This window comes from Oceanospirillum linum, assembly GCF_001995095.2.
GTDB classification, from domain to species: domain Bacteria; phylum Pseudomonadota; class Gammaproteobacteria; order Pseudomonadales; family Halomonadaceae; genus Oceanospirillum; species Oceanospirillum linum.
In genome coordinates this window covers 12,638-31,184 of the sequence record NZ_MTSD02000006.1, presented here as the reverse complement: position 1 = coordinate 31,184, position 18,547 = coordinate 12,638, and the positions used below count along the sequence as shown (strand labels likewise).

Genomic DNA, 18,547 nt, shown 5'->3' with positions numbered 1-18,547 from the left:
TATTAAAAAAGTACAACAGGCATAGCCTTCCGGCAGACAAAAAAATACCCCGCAGCCAAAAAACTACAGGGTATTTCTAATCGTGATTAAACCTTATTGCGATTTTTTCATATAGTTGAAAAATTCACTTTCAGGCTTAAGCACCATCACATCGCTCTTACTGGAGAAACTATTACGGTATGCCTCCAGGCTACGGATAAACGAATAAAACTCAGGGTTTTTGGTATAAGCATTGGCATAGGTTGCAGCAGCAATCGCATCGCCTTCACCACGAATACGCTCAGACTCACGGAACGCCTCTGCCAAAACCACCTGACGCTGACGATCTGCATCCGCACGGATACCTTCGGCAATCTCTTTACCTTCAGAGCGGTGCTCACGAGCCTCACGCTGACGTTCAGTATTCATTCGCTCAAATACGGCATGACTTACTTCTGGTGGCAGGTCGATACGTTTCACACGTATATCACGAATCTCGATACCCAGTTCATCCTGAGTAATGGTATTCAACCTGACCGTCAGCTCATCCATTAACTCATCGCGCTCACCGGAGATCACTTCATACATGGTGCGCTCACCAAACTGGTTACGCAGACCTTCATCCATACGAGGTGCCAGCAGACGGGCTGCAACTAACTCATCACCGGAAGTGGCTTCGTAGTATTGTTGCACGTCAGCAATACGCCATTTAATGAAGGAATCAACAATAACCGCTTTCTTCTCCAGCGTCAGATAACGCTGAGGACGGGAGTCCATAGTAAGAATCCGGGCATCAAATTTACGGATTGTATGAAGAACCGGCAGCTTAAAATGCAGACCGGGCTTGATATCTGAGTCGATGATTTCACCAAACTTCAGTTTAATGGCGCGCTCAGTTTCATTAACGATATAAAGACTGTTCGAACCGACTAAAGCCAGAATGGCAATCAGGATAAGTGCCGGAAAAGACTTAGATTGCATTAGCGACCCTCCCTACGAGTTGAAGTGGCATTGGAATTAGCACTTTTTTCGCGCAGACGCTGCAGAACGCGATCAGCCAGTTCATCAATTTCAGTGTCAGAACTCAGAGACGGGGCTGCTCCGGAGAAGCGACTCTGATCGGTTGAGCTCATACCCGCACTACGGGATGAAGCACTGCCTCCGACCATTTTATCCAGAGGGATGTACATCATGTTGTTGCCACCATCAACATCAACAAGAACCTTACTGGAGTTGGCCATTACCTCTTCCATCGTTTGCAGATACAAACGATCGCGGGTTACTTCCGGTGCTTTTTCATACTCAGTCAGAAGCTGCACAAAGCGATCGGCTTCACCCTCGGCCCGGGCTATGATCTCTTCTTTGTAACCGTTAGCCTCTTCGATAACACGTTGAGCTTTACCGCGCGCTTCAGGGATGATGCCATTGGCATAAGCTTCAGCCTGATTTTTCACACGCTGCTCATCCTCACGTGCTTTAATTACATCATCAAAAGCAGCCTGAACTTCATCCGGTGCAGATGTGCTTTCAACGTTAACCGAACGCACTTCAAGGCCCACATCATAGCTATCCAGGTACTGCTGCAGTCGTGCTCTCACACCCTGACCTAAAGCTTCACGCCCTTCGGTCAGGATATCATTCATTTCTGAAGAACCGACTTCATGACGCAGGGCAGAATCTGTCGCATTTTCAAGACTCTGCTCCGGATTACGCACATTAAGCAGAAAGTCTCTGGGGCTGCCAACACGGTACTGAACCGACAGATTGACCTGTACGATATTTTCATCTTCAGTCAGCATCAGTGCACGACGACTCAGGGAACGAACCTTCGTCACGTTTACAGTCTGTACGGTATCGATCAAAGCCGGATTCCAGTTCAGACCCGCACCCACGGTTTCATAATATTCACCAAAGCGTAAAACAACTGCACGCTCTGCCTGATCTACACGATAGAAACCTGCCACAGCCCAAACAGATGCAGCAACCACCAGAATGATACCAAGCAGGCCGAAGCTGGCAGACGGAGATGGACTATTGCCACCACTACTGCTTCCGCCGTTGCCACCGCTACCACCTTTTTTACCGCCAAGAATACCACCCAGGCGGTCATTAAACTTCTTCAGGGCTTCATCAAGATCCGGTGGTCCCTGGTCGTTGCGGCCACCATTTTTATTATCGTTACCCCAGGGATCACGATTATCATCTTTATTGCCACCCGGCTCATTCCAAGCCATATCTATCTCCACTCTCCGAGAAAACTGACAACAGCTTCCGTTAAAGTTACGAATTGTTTTCTGGCGCAGCGGGAAACTCAGATCAGCCCCCACTGCGCAAAATGGCTTACTGTCTATGCAGGCTCCATACAGACTCAGGAAAGCTCTGCATCAGAATCCAGCATAAAATCCTCAACACCATAGTTTGGAAAATAGCGCTTAGGATCAACGCCCACACGACAAAGCATCTGGATAAAGTCTGCTTCCGGTAAACGCACCTCAAGCACAAACTGCCCCTGATCGCTGACGTTTTCGTCGATAATAGCGCCCTGCTGATATAAAAGCGCGCGCAAACGGCCCTCAGACGGCTCAAGCGTCAGCTCACCTTTGAAAATATCATCACACAGGCGCTCACCAACCGCCTGCAAAACCAGGTCAAGCCCTTCACCATTGACCGCAGAAATCCAAACCCGTTCAGGTTCTCCCTGATCATTACGCTCGATACGAGGTTCATAACCTGGCATACGGTCAATCTTGTTATAGACCAAAAGGCAGGGGATATCGTCAGCCTGAATCTCCTCCAGAACTTTGTTCACTTCGCGAATATTGCCATCGCGATCATCATCTGCGGCATCGATCACATGCACCAGCAGCGTCGCTTCCTGTGCTTCCTGCAGGGTCGCCCGGAAAGCTTCCACCAGTTTATGGGGTAAGTGTCGAATAAAGCCAACAGTATCCGCCAAAACAACAGGCCCGATATCCGGCATCACAATACGACGCAGAGTCGGGTCAAGCGTTGCAAACAACTGGTCTGCAGCATAAACATCAGACTCTGTCAGTGCATTAAAGAGCGTTGATTTACCCGCATTGGTATACCCCACCAATGAAACAGATGGAATATCAGCCCGACGCCGGGAGCGACGGTTCTGATCCCGCTGTTTACGGACTTTGTCCAGACGCTTATTGATCTGGCGGATGCGCTCCCGCAACAATCGGCGATCTGTTTCCAGCTGAGTTTCACCAGGCCCGCGAAGGCCAATACCACCTTTCTGACGTTCAAGGTGGGTCCAGCCACGAACCAGGCGGGTAGACATATACTCAAGCTGAGCGAGCTCAACCTGAAGCTTCCCTTCGTGGGTACGGGCACGCTGGGCAAAAATATCCAAAATCAGACCAGTACGATCCAGCACCCTACACTGCAGTGCCTGCTCAACATTACGTTGCTGGGATGGGGATAAGGCGTGGTTGAAAAGAACAACTTCAGCTTCATGGGAGGTCACAGCATCACGAATTTCTTCGAGCTTGCCATCACCAACAAAATATTTCGGGCTGGGCTGAGACCGGCTACCTTCAATTAAGGCAACCGGATCTGCACCTGCTGAACGCACCAGCTCCAGAAATTCACCCGGGTCTTCCCGGTCTTTCTCATCCGGTAAATGGATATGGACAAGAACAGCTACTTCACCAGAATCAGGACGTTCGAAAAACAAGTATTACTCCGAAGATTATTCAGTACCCGCTTCGCCCGGGGCTTTTTCCTGCGCCGGCAGACGAACATTACGGGAAGGTACAACAGTTGAAATTGCGTGTTTGTAAACCATTTGGCTTACCGTATTACGCAGCAGAATAACAAACTGATCAAAAGACTCAATCTGGCCCTGCAACTTAATACCGTTGACCAAAAAGATAGATACCGGCACACGTTCTTTACGAAGGATGTTCAGGTAAGGGTCTTGTAGAGACTGCCCTTTTGACATACCGCTCTCCCTAATTTTAATTTTTGATTATTAGATTTAATTTTGAGGTGATCAACAACAGCTTTACAGCTAAGCCTTAACAAACCACCAATTACCACAATCCGCTTTGGACAGAACAGAGCACCTGCCTGGAGGGGTACTTGCAGCAATTTTTATCATACCAGTTTAAATAAGGCTTGACTCTAATTTTTTCAACGCTAAATCCCGCAAATTCGGGGCTTCCGTCGGCAACCAATTCAAGTCCGGCCAGCTTCTTAACCAAGTCACCTGCCGCTTGGCTAACTGGCGGGTTGCTACGACACCTTTATGAACCATAGTGTCGTAATCATACAGTCCATCCAGGTACTCCCAGACCTGACGATAGCCGACAGAGCGCATAGAGGGTAGTGTAAGATCCAGATCATCTCTGGCTCTGAACGCCTGAACTTCCGCGATAAAATTCTGTTTCAGCATCAAATTAAATCGCTGCTCGATGCGCTGGTGCAACAGTTTACGATCTGCCGGATTGACCGCCAGGGATAACACCCGAAACGGGAAACTATCCCGGTTTTGCTTTTGCTCCTGCCAATGCTGAGTCAGACTCTTACCACTAAGCTCATACACCTCTAAAGCGCGCTGCAGGCGTTGAGGGTCATTGGGATGAATCCGTTCAGCAGAAACCGGGTCAATCTCTTTAAGGCGATCATGCAGTGCTTTGAGACCATCTTTTTCTGCCCAGGCATCCAGCTGTGCCCGAATCTCTGCATCAGCAGAGGGCAGGTCTGCAACGCCATCGTATAGACGCTTGTAATACATCATAGTTCCGCCGGTTAACAACGGAATTTTTCCTGACGCCTGAATGTCAGACATTTCCCGTAAAGCATCCTCCCGGAACTCTGCTGCCGAGTAAGACTCAGCAGGGTCTCTAATATCAATCAGTCGATGAGGGGCCCGGGCCAGTGTTTCAGCATCCGGTTTTGCTGTGCCGATATCCATCCCCTGATAAATAAGTGCAGAATCGACACTGATAATATCGCAATTATGTTCTTCACTCAGATGCACAGCTAAGTCTGTTTTCCCTGCGGCTGTTGGCCCCATCAGAAATACGGCCAATGGCTTTTGCCTAAACGACGAGGTATCAGAATCGTGTTGCATAAAAACTCTACTTATTATGAGTTATTCGGGGACAGGTCCGTCGGGCGCAAAGGTCTTTATTGACCGCGCAAAAACAGCTTATCCAGCTCATTCATGGTCAGGCGAGTCCAGGTTGGACGCCCATGATTACATTGACCGCTCCGCTCCGTTCGCTCCATATCACGCAGTAATGCGTTCATTTCAGGTAAGGTTAGTTTACGGTTGGCACGTACGGAGCCATGGCAGGCCATCGTCGCAAATATTTCATTAATATGCGCCTGAATCCGGTCACTGGAACCATATTGCAAAAGATCCGACAGCATATCCCGCAGTAAAGGTTCCACATCCGATTCCATCAGCATGACAGGCAGCTGACGAACCACCAGGGACTCAGGCCCCATCACCTGTAGCTCAACGCCAAGTTGCTGAAAAACATGCTGATGCTGTTCCGCGCAATCCGTTTCTTTACGACTCACGGCCATCGACAGAGGAACCAGCATCGGTTGAGATTTCAGCCCCCCCTTCCTGATAAGAGGTTTTCAGGCGCTCATAGATGATGCGCTCATGGGCAGCATGCATATCCACCAGAATCAGGCCATCTTTCGCTTCAGACAGGATATACACACCATGCAGTTGTGCGACCGCAAAACCAAGAGGCGGGGCACCGGTGGGGTCATCTTCCGGTAGTCCCTGTGGAGCAGCGCCTGTATTCCAGGGCTCAATAGCTGCACCTGAATCCGCCACGCTCTCAGTCTGCATCGCGCCAGCCTGACGAGAGATCTGCTGATAGCTGTTCAGGTAATCTGAAATACCACCAGGGCTACTCTGAGCCTGAGAGCGATACGGCAAAACAGAGTGCTCATCTGAAACGCCACTTCGATCAGAACTGCCGGAAGCTGAACCGTCACTAAAAGCGATAGCAGTCTGATCCTGCATCGGCTGTTCTGTCGCGGCCTCCTGACCGGCCACTCCGGCATGGGTCATATTCGTAGGCGCGGTTGAACCATCCGCTTCCGGACGAACCTCCGCCAGAGCCCGGTGCAGAGTGCGGAACAAAAAGTCATGCACCAACCGGCCATCACGAAAACGAACTTCATGCTTGGTCGGATGCACATTCACATCCACTACCGCCGGGTCCAGTTCAAGATAAAGCACAAACACCGGATGACGGCCATGGAACAATACATCCCGGTACGCCTGACGAATCGCGTGAACCACCAGGCGATCCTTGACCACACGGCGGTTTACAAAAAAGTACTGCTGATCTGCCTGGCTTCTGGAGTGCGTTGGTAACCCAACCCAGCCCCAGAGTCTAAGCCCGGTCGCTTCGACATCAATATATAACGACTGATTCATCAGATTCTTACCCAGCAGAGAAGCCAGACGCTTCTCCTGCTCCGCCTGACGGGTTCCCGCTGGCAGCTGGTGAATCGCTTTCTGATTGTGCCGCAAACTCAGGGCTATATCCGGTCGGCTTAAGGCTAAACGCCGGAACGTCTCTTCGATATGGCCAAACTCAGTTTTTTCGGTACGCATGAATTTGCGACGGGCCGGTGTATTAAAAAACAGATCCTTAACCTGAACACTGGTTCCTTTTGGATGCGGAGCCGGGGTTACCTGGGTCGCCATGTCACGCCCCTCAGCAATAACACGCCACCCTTCACCGGTATCCTGAGTGCTTGACGTCAGATCCAGCCGGGAAACTGAGCTGATGGACGCCAGAGCTTCACCACGAAACCCCAGACTGTGAACACCTTCAAGATCATCAAGCGTAATAATTTTGCTGGTGGCATGCCGGCTCAAAGCCAGCGGCAGATCATCCGGTGCAATACCCGAGCCGTTATCCCGAATCCGAATAAGCTTACTGCCCCCTTTTTCCACATCAATATCAATACGGGTTGCACCCGCATCAATGGCATTCTCCACTAACTCTTTGATAACGGATGAAGGGCGCTCAACAACTTCACCTGCTGCAATCTGGTTCGCAAGCCGAGGGCTCAGGACATGGATTTTACTCATATAAACTCTTTTCTATCTGCTGATCCAACATGCCGGGGCTATAAAAAAACAGCCTGAACCAGGATTCGGTTCAGGCCAGGTATACTCGGCTTGTGTCTCGGGCTATCAGGAGCGTGGAATCTGCAATCGTTGCCCTACATATAAGGTGTCCGAGCTCAGCTTATTGGCTTTGCGCAAACTACCTACTGAAATCTTGTTCCGGGACGCAATCCCGGAGAGTGTATCGCCTCGGCTGACAACATAAAGGCGATCCCGTTTGCTTTTTTCATGGGCCAGTAATGTTCCCGGTGGCGGGTTCTTACTGAAGTGTTCTTTTACACCCTTAACGATTGAGCGTGCCATTTTCCACTGATAACTGGAACTTTGCAGTTTCTTCGCTTCACTGGGGTTAGAGATAAAGCCGGTTTCAATCAGAATAGAGGGGATATCCGGTGACTTCAGCACCACAAAGCCAGCTTGCTCAACATCCCGTTTATGAAGTTTATTAACAGTCCCCATGGAGCGCAGTACACTTTGGCCAACCTTCAGGCTATCGGATAAGGTCGCGGTCATGGTCAGGTCAAGTAGCACCTCGGCCAACACTTTGTCTTTATCATCCAGCTTCAGAGAACCTTCAACACCGCCGATCAGGTCAGCACTGTTTTCAGAGTCCGCCAACCAACGAGCGGTTTCCGAAGTCGCTCCCCGCTGCGACAGCGCAAAAACAGAAGACCCCCGGGGACGGTGATCTTTAAAGGCATCTGCATGTATAGAAACAAGAAGGTCCGAGCGGAATTTACGTGCCCTCTCTGTACGGGCACGCAAGCCTACATAATAGTCCCCAGTTCGAATCATAGCCGGCGTATAACCACGCTCTTTTTTCAGTAGAGATTCAACTTTTTTCGAAATGGCCAAAACAACCGTTTTTTCACGCACCCGGCCAGGACCTATTGCTCCGGGATCTTCACCGCCGTGGCCAGCATCAATGGCGATAATAATATCGCGGCCACCAGAAGGGTTTTCCGCGAGCTGACGAACGACTTTAGTTCGTTTAACCTTTTTCCTGTGAACCAGGTCAATTACCAAACGGTCGCCATATTGCTTGTTAGGTTTAAGCAGAAAACTTCGTGGCTGAACCTTGCTATTCAGATCCAGAACCACCCGCATGCCGGTACGGTTTTTTACTGCAGTGCGAATTTTTCCAATCGGCGTATCTTTAAGTGATAGCGTCTCAAGATTCGCCTTTGTGGATACATTATCCAGATCTACCACCAAACGATCAGGCCCACTGAGGCTAAAAACTTTATGTCCGACAGGCTGATCCAAATCAAAAACAATACGCGTATGATCAGGGGCTGGCCAAATACGCACATTTTCAATCTTCGCGGCATGGGCGAAGACAGTCGTCATCATGCAGACCAGTAGCAAAATAAAGGTCTGCACTCTGAGTAGTATCTGGCTGTTTTTTAGTAGTATCGGGCTGTTTTTCCAAGCAGTCATAAATATTTGCCAGGCAGTGATGATGGTTTCATAGAGTCTCTATCGGAAAGATGATTACAGCATTGTACGGAGCTGAGCCAAAATTTCAGCCCCTTTTGCCGTATAGGCTTCAAGTGCCCCAGCTCTGCCATCACCCTCCTTTGTCAGTGTCAACTCAATATCAGGTACAGGCAGTATGCCTTCTCCTTTATCCGGCCACTCGATGACACACAATGCCTGCTCATCGAAATAGTCGCGAATCCCCATATATTCAAGCTCTTCGGGGTCCGCAAGGCGGTAAAGATCAAAATGGTAAACCTGAGCCATGTCAGTCTCGTAAGGTTCCACCAGAGTGTAGGTAGGGCTTTTTACCGCTCCCTGATGGCCGTAGGCCGCTAAAATCCCCCGGGTCATGGTGGTCTTTCCCATACCCAGAGTTCCTTGCAAAAAGATAACACCACTCCCGGCGCATGCCTGGCCAAGCTTTTCACCAAACATCACCTGTGCCTGCTCATTCGGCAGCAGAATATCAAGCATATCAGAACTCATTTTTTGTACACTCCGGATTCAGTAACACCCGTATTGGACGGATCAGATCTGCAGCCAGCAGCCCCCGTTCACCAAACTGAGTCGCTAACTGATCCGCTGCCAACCCATGAACCTGGGTCCCCACACAAGCCGCATCATAACCGGATAGTCCCTGAGCCCGAAGTGCACCAATCAACCCCGCCAGAACATCACCCATACCGCCACTTGCCATGCCTGGGTTACCACTATTGTTTACCGACAGTAGATTGCCATCAAAGATCAGAGTACCCGCACCCTTTAACAGAACAGACCCGCCAAATTTTTGCTGAATCCTTCGCACAGCACCCGGACGATCCTGTTCAACCTCAGCCACAGAGCACTCCAGAAGTCGGGCAGCCTCGCCGGGATGAGGTGTCAGCACCCAGTTTTTAGCGCTTTCAGACAGTTGCTGCATAAAAGCAGGCTTAGTTGCCATCAGATTCAGAGCATCTGCATCAATAATTTTGGCACATGTCGCCAACATCACTTTCTGCCACAGTTGCTGCCCCCAGCCCCCCTGACCAAGCCCCGGGCCCAACACAACCACATCACACCACTCAAGCCACTCATCCAGCTGGTGCATTGACGTTAAACCGCTCACCATCAATTCTGGCTGACGGCTGATCAGCGCAGCAACATGCTCCGGGCGCGTCATCACCTTGACCAGCCCGGCCCCGGATCGGGCTGCAGTCTGTGATGCCAGCATAATGGCACCGGCAAACCCCAGGTCACCGCCCACCAAAAGAATACGTCCGCAATCACCTTTATGGGCCGTGCGATGCCGGGGCTTGATCAATCGGGCAATATCTTCCTGTGAGATCATCTCAGCTGTTTCGCTGACCTGGGCTCGCACCAACTCAGGAACCAGAAGCGGTTCAAAACGACGGATGCCCGCCAGAGCAGGCCCCTCTCCGGTCCAAAGCCCGATCTTTTTGCCGATAAAGGTTACCGTCAGATCTGCCTGAACCGCACAGCCCAGAGGGATTCCCCGATCCGCACACAGGCCAGAGGGTACATCCACCGACAGCACCGGCTTTCCGGAGCTGTTGATCTGATCAATGACCGTATCAAAAGGTGCCTTAACCTCACCGGACAGGCCAATACCCAACAGTGCATCAACAACAACCTGGCCGGTTATCACTGATTCAGGCTGCCAGCGTGTAACCACCACACCACGTTGAAGCGCCCACTGGTAGGCCTCCTCAGCTTCACCGGATAAGGTTTCCGGGTCCGTTACCGCCAACACCTGAACCCGCATCGTGCGCTGTGCGAGAGCTGCGATCACATAGCCATCCCCACCATTATTACCTCCACCACAAACCACCGTAATGGTACGGGTATCAGGCCACTGGCGGGTCAAGTGACGAAAAGCGGTTCGCCCTGCTTGCTGCATCAGATCGAATCCCGTGGTTCCGGCAGCAATGGTTAAACGATCCAGTTCACGAACCTGTTCTGCACGATAAAGACGTTCATGGGAGGGCCAAACGATCATTTAGCGATATTCCTGTAACGTTGGTGAGTGGTTTCAGATATTAGCGCCAACATCTGGTTTATTTCTGCGATGTCAGAATTCCGGTTTCTTCGATATCAGAGTGCCGGCTTGTTTTGCCGGGGGGATACGTTAAGCTTAGCGCCGAAAAAGACGCCCTGAATAATGATTAAATTATAGCCTGAGCGCAATCTCTGCCATAGTCGTTTCCCGGTTCATATTAAGATATTTTTCTCAGGGGAAGCTTACAAGGCCTCACACTGCAGATAGCACCAAACGGTTCCCTCATGTCCGATCCAATCTCTCAATCCGATCTTAAATTATTGCCCACAAACAGTGCGCTACCATCTCCAGTGCGCCAGCAACTCAGAGAGCAGATTAAGGTCTGGGGTCGTGAACTCGGCTTTCAGCAGATTGGCTTTGCCGATCCGGATCTGGGTGAGCATGAGCAACATCTGCAGGACTGGCTGGACGCTGGTTATCACGGTGAGATGGACTATATGGCGAGCCACGGCACCAAGCGCAGTCGACCGGAGGAGCTGGTGGAGGGCACCCGCACCGTGATCACCGCCCGTATGGATTATCTGCCCGCCGATGTGGAAACCACACGATTGCTGAGCCAGGGAGAGAAAGCCTATATCTCCCGCTACGCCCTGGGGCGTGATTACCACAAGCTTATTCGCAAGCGTCTGACTCAACTGGCGAAAAAGATCGAAGCGGAAATCGGTGCCTACGGCTACCGGGCTTTTGTCGACAGCGCTCCGGTTCTGGAGCGGGCGCTGGCAATGCGCTCGGGCCTTGGTTGGGTTGGTAAAAATACCATGGTGATTCACCCCAAAGCCGGGTCCTTCTTCTTTCTGGGGGAGGTCATGGTCGAACTGGATCTGCCTAAAGACCCCGCCTACCCAAAGGATCACTGCGGCTCCTGCAACGCCTGTCAGGTTGCCTGCCCCACCCAGGCCATTGTCGGCGACAAAATTGTCGATGGTCGCCGCTGCATCTCCTATCTGACCATCGAGCTGAAAGGTTCCATCCCTGAAGCGCTCCGCCCCGGTATTGGCAACCGTATTTTCGGTTGCGATGACTGCCAGTTGGTCTGCCCCTGGAACCGCTTTACCAAACCCACTCAGGAATCCGACTTCACACCCAGACACAGTCTCGACAGCGCAGATTTAGTGGATCTCTTTTTGTGGGATGAAAGCACCTTCCTCAGTAAAACCGAAGGCACGCCTATCCGCCGCGCCGGCTACGAGCGCTGGCTGAGAAACATCGCCGTTGCCCTGGGCAACGCTCCGACAACCCCCGCGGTGATCGCGGCGTTGAAGCATCGGGAAAATGCCCCCTCCGAGATGGTCTGTGAGCATGTGACGTGGGCCTTGCGTCAACACACAGTGGAATAACCATCAGCTTCTGTTCCGTATTTTTAATCAGCGCCCTCCGCTCAGTAATCGCTGGCACGACTCCTGCGATAGAGACCTAAGAAAGCCTGTATCCGACGCTAAAAGCCTGCTGGAGAGCATCTGTGCGCCTCAAAAAAGCCTGAGTCCATGTTGTCTCTTCTCTCTTCCTCTTCTACTCATATCAGAAGAAAGAAGAGAGCAAGAGGTGCACATGATTTTTCTCATACTCAGGCCTGCTAAGTGGTAAAAGGCTCTGTTTCGCTGGATAACTCATCCATTCCGATGCATTCTCTTGTCTGATTAATCCATACAGAGAATTCAAGATGGCAAACACAGGGCTCATAACGGATACCCAAGGCGTGAAGCGCTGCTGGTGGTGCGGCGAAGATGATGAACTCTACCGCAACTACCACGACACCGAATGGGGCTTTCCGGTCACAGATGATATCCGCCTGTTTGAGAAGATCTGCCTGGAGGGTTTTCAGGCCGGTTTAAGCTGGATTACGATTCTGCGTAAACGGGAGAATTTCCGGGCCGCGTTTGCAGGCTTTGATTTCCATAAAGTCGCTCAATTCACGGAGCTGGATGTGGATAACTTACTGTTGGATGCAGGGATTATTCGCCATCGCGGTAAAATTGAGGCAACAATTAATAACGCCAAACGGGCAATCGAGCTGCAAAAGGAATGGGGATCACTGGCGGCTTATTTCTGGCACTTCGAACCTGGCCCTGAACAGCGCCCGGATCAACTGGACTACAGCACACTAAGCCAGATAGCTCAGACGGATCTCTCCAAACAGATGAGTAAAGATCTGAAAAAACGTGGCTGGAAATTTGTCGGCCCGACGACCTGTTACGCTTTTATGCAGGCTATGGGCTTAGTAAATGATCACTTAGAGGGTTGTTTTAAACGGGAAGCGGTACTTGCGGCGCGCGCCAAACTAAAAAAACCATCATAAACTATGAGTCAGAACCACCTATATCGACTCAAACTGCTACGCTTCACCATAAAACCTAATTACAGCACTCTTAAAAGGTCATATTGATAGCTAAATTAAAGCGAATGACCTAAGATAAAAATTAGTTTTAAGGCATCTAAGGGGCTCAATCCATGAACACCATTCGCCCAATACTGGCCGACAACACGACCAGTATTTCTGAATTAAAAAAGAATCCTATGGCTGTCGTTAACGAAGCTGACGGCTTTCCGGTTGCAGTGCTAAATCGTAACCAACCAGCATTCTACTGTATCCCAGCAGAAGCATACGAAGCTCTGATGGATAAATTAGAAGATATGGAGCTTGCTCAAATCGTACAAGATCGTGAGTGTCAGGAAGAAATAGAGATCAGCATTGATGACCTATAAGCTTGTCTTTAAACGTGACGCAGAAAAAGAGTGGAGAAAATTAGACGCAACAATACGCCTGCAGTTTAAGAAAAAACTTATTGATAGATTGAAAGAACCCAGGATTGAAGCTGCCCGCCTGAATGGCATGAAAGACTGCTACAAGATCAAACTCCGAAGTGCAGGCTATCGACTGGTGTACCAGGTGCGTGATGAAGAAATCGTCGTGTCAGTTGTAGCCGTAGGAAAGCGTGAACGAAATCAAGTGTACAACATCGCATTGAAACGTGTTTGAGCAAGCAGACAGATACAGCCCACTAGCACCTCTATCATGAAGAACCACCATTCGCCTTTTAAAAAAGCGAATGATGCTACTCAACTCTATACCTAACGACGCTGAGCTGCTTTTTGCTGCTGCTTTTGTTTCAGCTTCAGTTCCCGGTTCAGCTCGGCATGGGTTTTCGCTTCGCCCCCCACATGTTCAATGCCGCGGGCTCGGGCCAGCTGGATCTGCTTTTCTCGATCACGGAAACGTTTCAGCTGCTCTTCAGTATGGGTGCCATAACATTTTGGACAGCTAACACCGGCCTCATATTTATCAGACACTTTGTCTTCTTCGGTAATCGGCAGACGGCAGGCATTGCACATATCGTACTGGCCTTTCTCCAGCTGATGATTCACCGATACGCGACCGTCAAAAACATAACACTCACCCTGCCAAAGTGACTCTTCTTCCGGTACCTCTTCCAGATACTTCAGGATACCGCCTTCCAGATGATAGACCTCATCAAAGCCCTGTTCTTTCATATAAGCCGTGGATTTTTCACAACGGATGCCACCGGTACAGAACATGGCGACCTTTTTATGTTTCCCGGGATCCAGGTTCTCTCTGACATAATCCGGAAACTCACGGAAGGTCTCAGTATCCGGATTCAGCGCATCCTTAAATGTCCCGATCTCAACCTCATAGTCATTACGGGTGTCCACCAGTAAAACCTCAGGATCAGAGATTAGCGCGTTCCAGTCTTTCGGCTTAACGTAAGTACCTACTACGTGGCGAGGATCAATACCTTCAACACCCATGGTGACGATCTCTTTTTTGAGTTTCACCTTAGTACGATTAAATGGGTTCTCTTCATGGAAGGATTCTTTCGTGACAATATCGGCCAGATCAGGTTGTTGCGCCAGCCAGTTCAGAACCGCTTTGATACCTTCAGCTGGACCGGCAATCGTGCCGTTAATGCCCTCAGCTGCCAGCAGCAAAGTGCCTTTTACCTCATGATCCAACATCACCTGATGCAGAGGTTCTCGCAAGGATTCAAAGTGGTCGAGACGAACAAACTTATAGAGCGCACAAACAGTAATCATCGATTTCTCCTGCTAAACGAATCGTAAATCCGCCGCATCATATTGATCAGGCAATACCCACTAAAAACCTATGGCTTTAGTCAGGTATATTAACAGGGAGCCATTGTAATGATCTGCACTAAAACTGGAAGCCCTGAGTTTAATCCGTTAGCAGGCTTCCCAGCCTCCGTCATCGTCACCCATTGAAGATAAATCAGGTCAAAGATTGCCCGTTTACTAAAACTGGCATCCGAACCAAACTTTATGGTTTCAGCTCAAAAAAGGATTTTTTTATCCAGGGAGCTTTAAACTTCAACCTGGGAACAACATCTTCCTGCATAATCTGTCGAATTGTTTCCGCAACTCTCTCAGGTATATCGCCCAGCTCTCCAGCGCGGGCGACCAAATAAATACTACGATAATGCCGGCTCTTGTCGAGTTCAAAGATGCTTACTTTATCCAGCCTATGAATGCATTGTGCCGCACAAAGCGCGCTGAGCATCCCCCAACCAAGACCATCGCAAACAAAGTTCATCAGTGTATGACTATCATCTGTTTCATAGCGAACCTGAGGTAGTAGCTTAAGACGACGCATCACAACCTCGCTGTAAGTACCAATATTCGTGTTGCGTCCATATTTGATCAGCGAAAAGTGCTCAGAAAGCTCCGCCAGATCCAGAGTATCTCGGCTTTGCATACCTTGCCCACCTAAAAAATGCTCTGGAATAGCAACAACTATAGGATCATGAAACAACTCAAACACCTCAACCCCAGGCACTTCCTGCATAGGGTTATCTGAAATCAACAGGTCAATCTCACGGTGCATAAAAAGCTCAACTAAGCCGGGTGTCAGACCACTTTTCAAAGAAACATGTTCTGTGGACTGCTCCAATCGGCCAATTAAACGACTGCCAAAAACTTCAGAGCAGGATGTCACAAGACCTAAGCGGCATTGGATCGCACCTTGGTTTGCAGCCTCTCTGACACTACTTTTCAGTCTGCGTAACTCCCCAAGGATCATATCCGCTCTTTGTTTTAGAACCCGGCCAGCAGGTGTCAGTTGTACCGGCTTCTTACGTCGGATCACCAGCACAACCCCCATGTGTTTCTCCAGCTGTTGTAAACACTGTGAAATAGCGGATTGCGTCACACCCAGGCGCTGAGCAACATCTGTCATTGAGTCGGATTCCGCCAGAGCTACAAAGGTCTCCAAAGCAGAAGTATCAGGTAATCGCCATCTCATAATAAGTTCAACTTATACTGATAATTAGATTTGCTAAAAAATACATGATTTTATAGATTTTACTAAAGTTAAGATCAAGAATCCTCAATTAAGCATGACATGCTCACGTTCATAACAAGTGATATTTCAACGAGCAAAGTGAGTGACAGAGGAATTTATGATCTTTCCACAATACGATGGGCGGTGCGGATGGTATGAAATGCTACCCAGCGTCTCAGAATTTCCAAGCCTGACAAATGATATCCATGTACATACAGCTATTGTAGGTGGTGGTTTTGTTGGTATGGCTGCTGCCCGTCGCCTGGCGGAAAACCTGCCGGACAAATCCTTTGTTCTTCTTGACGCTCTGAAGATAGGCCAGGGCGCCTCCGGCAGAAACTCGGGGTTCGTCATTGACCAGCCCCATAAACGTGATCTTGAGCTTGCATCAGAAGAAAGGAAACGGCAATTAGTTCACCTTAACCGCACAGCTATAAATTATCTGGAAAAACAGATAGATCAATACAGCATCCAGTGTCAGTGGTCCCACGCAGGTAAGTATCAGGCCGCCGTAGGAGCCCGAGGTGAAGGTTTCTTAAACCACTATGAAGAACTACTCAAAGCATCCGGTGAGCACTATCTGCGCCTGAGCGAGCAGGAACGGCAAGATGTCTTTGGCACAAGCTATTATAATGCTGCGATTTTCACACCCGGAGGCACGCTAATGCAGCCTGCAGCCTTAATGCAGGGATTAGCAGATAACTTGCCAGAAAATGTTAGCGTATATGAAAAAACACCCGTTAAGTCTCTGGTCCGAGACAGTGAAGGTTTTGTTGTTCGGGCCGGCAATGCCAATATTTACTGCCAGAACATTATTCTTGCGACCAATATTTTCACCTCAGAGTTTGGTTACCTGAAAGATCGTATCCTACCGATTATGACCTTTGCCAGTATGACCCGGCCTCTGAATGAGGCCGAAATGAAGCACTTTGGCGGTCAGCTGGATTGGGGCATCACACCTGCTGACCATGGTGGCACAACCCTAAGAATGACTCAGGATCGTCGTTTGATCGTCCGGAATTCATATCGTTATGCCCATGACTACAACACCCCGGACGCGATGATTCCAGTGGTAAAAGAGCGTCACCGGAAAAGTTTTTCAGCCCGGTACCCCGACCTTAAGGGCGTAGAGTTTGAATATACATGGGGTGGTGCCAGTGCACTGTCCCGTAACTTTGAAACTTATTTTGGCGAACTGGAGCCGGGTATTTTTTCCTCCAACTGTGATCAAAGTGTTGGGGCAGCCCGGGGGACCATCTCAGGAATGATGCTTGCTGACAAGGTCGCCAGTCATCTGTCAGAAGAGCTGAAAATGATGGAAGCCGTTTCCGGACGACCATCCTGGCTGCCACCAAAACCACTGCTGAGAATTGGTGTGCCGTTACGCCTGGAGTTTGAGCGCTTTATCAGCCGCTCTGAATTCTAACCTGTTCGATCCCTGGCGGGCTCACGCGTGCATTACCCAGCCAGGCTTTTTATTCATAAAAACTAACAACCTATATAACAACAATTGAGGAACTCCCATGACTTTTTCCCGTTTCTGTAAACAGACTCTGCTGACTACAGCTTTGATTGCCGCTTCCGCCAGCACAATAGCAGCAACAGAATTGAGAATTGCAACCGACTCTGGCGCCAAAGGCTCACCTGCGGGGGCTGCTATCGAAAGCTGGGCTAAGGCGATAGAGGAAAAATCGGCCTTTATTGGTGATGAGATTGAGGTCGATATCTTTTATCAGGATGAGTTAGGAGATCAAAAAGAAGTCTTTGACCTTCTGGTCGTTGGTGAAGTTGACCTGATGCTGAACTGGCCTCTGACTTCATATGATAAAAAAATGGGATTGCGTAATACTCCTTATCTTTTCCTCTCCTGGGAGCAAGCCTATGACGCATATAAACCAGGCGGCTGGCTAAATACCATCTATTCTGACATTCATGGAAACCTTGGCCTCAAATATTTTGGTGCCTGGCCTGAAGGCTTCTCTGGTGTAGCAACCCGTGGCCGTTATGCTACAACCATCGAAGATGCCAAAGGTATGAAAGTGCGTGTGCCATCAAACTTTCCAAACCCACAAACAATGCAGGCACTCGGTTATCAGGCAACAGCCATCACCTGGGGCGAAGTTTATACCTCTATCCAGACAGGGGTTGTCGATGGTGATGCCGGGAATATCATCTATTGGGATTACGAGTACTTCCGTGATGTACTGGACTACTATGTGCGTACTAAACACACCTTTGTAACCGGTTCTCTTTCTATGAACATGGAAAGCTGGGACAGTCTTTCGACTCAGCAGCAAGCAATTGTCGCAGATGCAGCACAATCCGTAATGAACCAACAATTCAAAGAAGCGCGAAAACTGGATCAATCTTATGTTCAAAAAGCGATTGATTCTGGTATGCAATATATAGAGCCCAGCAAAGAAGAACTGAAAGCGTTAGCACAAGCAGCCCGGGAGCAAGTTTGGCCTAAAATGGAATCCGAACTAGGTAAAGAGATCGTTGATCAGATCAAGCAAAAAGCCCCAAAACTGTAAACCTTACTACTGAACCACCTACTTACGGTTCATGGTAATGAGCG

The 18,547-nt window shown here is 49.5% G+C and carries 16 protein-coding genes and 1 pseudogene; 6 read left to right on the top strand and 11 right to left on the bottom strand.

Annotated elements, in window-relative coordinates; genetic code table 11:
• Window positions 1-93: 93 nt before the first annotated feature.
• From hflC to BTA35_RS12820, 9 genes and pseudogenes are all read right to left on the bottom strand, one after another.
• On the bottom strand, window positions 94-960 hold the full coding sequence (gene hflC / locus BTA35_RS12860; protein ID WP_078320224.1) for a protease modulator HflC: 867 nt from the start codon (window positions 958-960) through the stop codon (window positions 94-96).
• Window positions 960-2,213: an FtsH protease activity modulator HflK gene (hflK, locus tag BTA35_RS12855; RefSeq protein ID WP_078320223.1), complete on the bottom strand. Its 1,254-nt coding sequence runs from the start codon at window positions 2,211-2,213 to the stop codon at window positions 960-962. The genes hflC and hflK overlap by 1 nt, the downstream gene beginning before the upstream one ends.
• A gap of 134 nt (window positions 2,214-2,347) precedes the next feature.
• Window positions 2,348-3,682, bottom strand: a complete 1,335-nt coding sequence (hflX, locus tag BTA35_RS12850) for a ribosome rescue GTPase HflX (protein WP_078320222.1) — start codon at window positions 3,680-3,682, stop codon at window positions 2,348-2,350.
• A gap of 15 nt (window positions 3,683-3,697) precedes the next feature.
• Window positions 3,698-3,949: an RNA chaperone Hfq gene (hfq, locus tag BTA35_RS12845; RefSeq protein ID WP_078320221.1), complete on the bottom strand. Its 252-nt coding sequence runs from the start codon at window positions 3,947-3,949 to the stop codon at window positions 3,698-3,700.
• 165 nt (window positions 3,950-4,114) lie between these two features.
• Entirely contained in the window at window positions 4,115-5,083 is a 969-nt protein-coding gene (gene miaA, locus BTA35_RS12840; protein ID WP_078320220.1) for a tRNA (adenosine(37)-N6)-dimethylallyltransferase MiaA, read from the bottom strand.
• 56 nt (window positions 5,084-5,139) lie between these two features.
• A pseudogene (gene mutL / locus BTA35_RS12835) lies at window positions 5,140-7,081 on the bottom strand (DNA mismatch repair endonuclease MutL).
• A gap of 105 nt (window positions 7,082-7,186) precedes the next feature.
• Window positions 7,187-8,560, bottom strand: a complete 1,374-nt coding sequence (locus tag BTA35_RS12830) for an N-acetylmuramoyl-L-alanine amidase (protein WP_202931259.1) — start codon at window positions 8,558-8,560, stop codon at window positions 7,187-7,189.
• 54 nt (window positions 8,561-8,614) lie between these two features.
• A complete protein-coding gene (gene tsaE, locus BTA35_RS12825; RefSeq protein ID WP_202931258.1) occupies window positions 8,615-9,088 on the bottom strand; it encodes a tRNA (adenosine(37)-N6)-threonylcarbamoyltransferase complex ATPase subunit type 1 TsaE in 474 nt (157 codons plus the stop codon).
• Complete coding sequence (locus BTA35_RS12820; RefSeq protein WP_078320218.1) at window positions 9,078-10,598, bottom strand: NAD(P)H-hydrate dehydratase; 1,521 nt, start codon at window positions 10,596-10,598, stop codon at window positions 9,078-9,080. Before BTA35_RS12820 ends, tsaE begins: the two co-directional genes overlap by 11 nt.
• A 284-nt stretch (window positions 10,599-10,882) precedes the next feature.
• Here BTA35_RS12820 and queG point away from each other — a divergent pair, with 284 nt between their 5' ends.
• From queG to BTA35_RS12800, 4 genes are all read left to right on the top strand, one after another.
• Complete coding sequence (gene queG / locus BTA35_RS12815; protein WP_103989740.1) at window positions 10,883-11,995, top strand: tRNA epoxyqueuosine(34) reductase QueG; 1,113 nt, start codon at window positions 10,883-10,885, stop codon at window positions 11,993-11,995.
• 323 nt (window positions 11,996-12,318) lie between these two features.
• Window positions 12,319-12,954: a DNA-3-methyladenine glycosylase I gene (locus BTA35_RS12810; protein WP_078320217.1), complete on the top strand. Its 636-nt coding sequence runs from the start codon at window positions 12,319-12,321 to the stop codon at window positions 12,952-12,954.
• A 152-nt stretch (window positions 12,955-13,106) separates the two neighbouring features.
• Window positions 13,107-13,361 carry a type II toxin-antitoxin system Phd/YefM family antitoxin gene (locus BTA35_RS12805; RefSeq protein ID WP_078320216.1) on the top strand — a complete coding sequence of 85 codons (255 nt, stop codon included), beginning with the start codon at window positions 13,107-13,109 and terminating at the stop codon, window positions 13,359-13,361.
• Window positions 13,351-13,635, top strand: coding sequence for a type II toxin-antitoxin system RelE family toxin (locus BTA35_RS12800; RefSeq protein ID WP_078320215.1), 285 nt, complete (start codon window positions 13,351-13,353; stop codon window positions 13,633-13,635). The genes BTA35_RS12805 and BTA35_RS12800 overlap by 11 nt, the downstream gene beginning before the upstream one ends.
• A gap of 92 nt (window positions 13,636-13,727) precedes the next feature.
• Here BTA35_RS12800 and trhO read toward each other — a convergent pair whose 3' ends face one another.
• Window positions 13,728-14,708: an oxygen-dependent tRNA uridine(34) hydroxylase TrhO gene (gene trhO / locus BTA35_RS12795; RefSeq protein WP_078320214.1), complete on the bottom strand. Its 981-nt coding sequence runs from the start codon at window positions 14,706-14,708 to the stop codon at window positions 13,728-13,730.
• A gap of 241 nt (window positions 14,709-14,949) precedes the next feature.
• A complete protein-coding gene (locus BTA35_RS12790; protein WP_078320213.1) occupies window positions 14,950-15,930 on the bottom strand; it encodes a LysR family transcriptional regulator in 981 nt (326 codons plus the stop codon).
• Between the two features lie 157 nt (window positions 15,931-16,087).
• On the opposite strand from BTA35_RS12790, the gene BTA35_RS12785 reads away from it, so the two are divergent.
• Both BTA35_RS12785 and dctP read left to right on the top strand, forming a co-directional pair.
• Window positions 16,088-17,395, top strand: coding sequence for an NAD(P)/FAD-dependent oxidoreductase (locus BTA35_RS12785; protein ID WP_078320212.1), 1,308 nt, complete (start codon window positions 16,088-16,090; stop codon window positions 17,393-17,395).
• Window positions 17,396-17,492: 97 nt separating this feature from the next.
• Window positions 17,493-18,503, top strand: coding sequence for a TRAP transporter substrate-binding protein DctP (gene dctP / locus BTA35_RS12780; protein ID WP_078320211.1), 1,011 nt, complete (start codon window positions 17,493-17,495; stop codon window positions 18,501-18,503).
• Window positions 18,504-18,547: the final 44 nt, after the last annotated feature.

Excerpts from the sequence above, each read along its gene's own strand:
- hflC (WP_078320224.1), bottom strand. The coding sequence starts at position 960 with ATGCAATCTAAGTCTTTTCCGGCACTTATCCTGATTGCCATTCTGGCT.
- hflK (WP_078320223.1), bottom strand. The coding sequence starts at position 2,213 with ATGGCTTGGAATGAGCCGGGTGGCAATAAAGATGATAATCGTGATCCC.
- hfq (WP_078320221.1), bottom strand. The coding sequence starts at position 3,949 with ATGTCAAAAGGGCAGTCTCTACAAGACCCTTACCTGAACATCCTTCGT.
- miaA (WP_078320220.1), bottom strand. The coding sequence starts at position 5,083 with ATGCAACACGATTCTGATACCTCGTCGTTTAGGCAAAAGCCATTGGCC.
- BTA35_RS12830 (WP_202931259.1), bottom strand. The coding sequence starts at position 8,560 with ATGACTGCTTGGAAAAACAGCCCGATACTACTAAAAAACAGCCAGATA.
- tsaE (WP_202931258.1), bottom strand. The coding sequence starts at position 9,088 with ATGAGTTCTGATATGCTTGATATTCTGCTGCCGAATGAGCAGGCACAG.
- BTA35_RS12820 (WP_078320218.1), bottom strand. The coding sequence starts at position 10,598 with ATGATCGTTTGGCCCTCCCATGAACGTCTTTATCGTGCAGAACAGGTT.
- queG (WP_103989740.1), top strand. The coding sequence starts at position 10,883 with ATGTCCGATCCAATCTCTCAATCCGATCTTAAATTATTGCCCACAAAC.
- BTA35_RS12810 (WP_078320217.1), top strand. The coding sequence starts at position 12,319 with ATGGCAAACACAGGGCTCATAACGGATACCCAAGGCGTGAAGCGCTGC.
- BTA35_RS12805 (WP_078320216.1), top strand. The coding sequence starts at position 13,107 with ATGAACACCATTCGCCCAATACTGGCCGACAACACGACCAGTATTTCT.
- BTA35_RS12800 (WP_078320215.1), top strand. The coding sequence starts at position 13,351 with ATGACCTATAAGCTTGTCTTTAAACGTGACGCAGAAAAAGAGTGGAGA.
- trhO (WP_078320214.1), bottom strand. The coding sequence starts at position 14,708 with ATGATTACTGTTTGTGCGCTCTATAAGTTTGTTCGTCTCGACCACTTT.
- BTA35_RS12790 (WP_078320213.1), bottom strand. The coding sequence starts at position 15,930 with ATGAGATGGCGATTACCTGATACTTCTGCTTTGGAGACCTTTGTAGCT.
- BTA35_RS12785 (WP_078320212.1), top strand. The coding sequence starts at position 16,088 with ATGATCTTTCCACAATACGATGGGCGGTGCGGATGGTATGAAATGCTA.
- dctP (WP_078320211.1), top strand. The coding sequence starts at position 17,493 with ATGACTTTTTCCCGTTTCTGTAAACAGACTCTGCTGACTACAGCTTTG.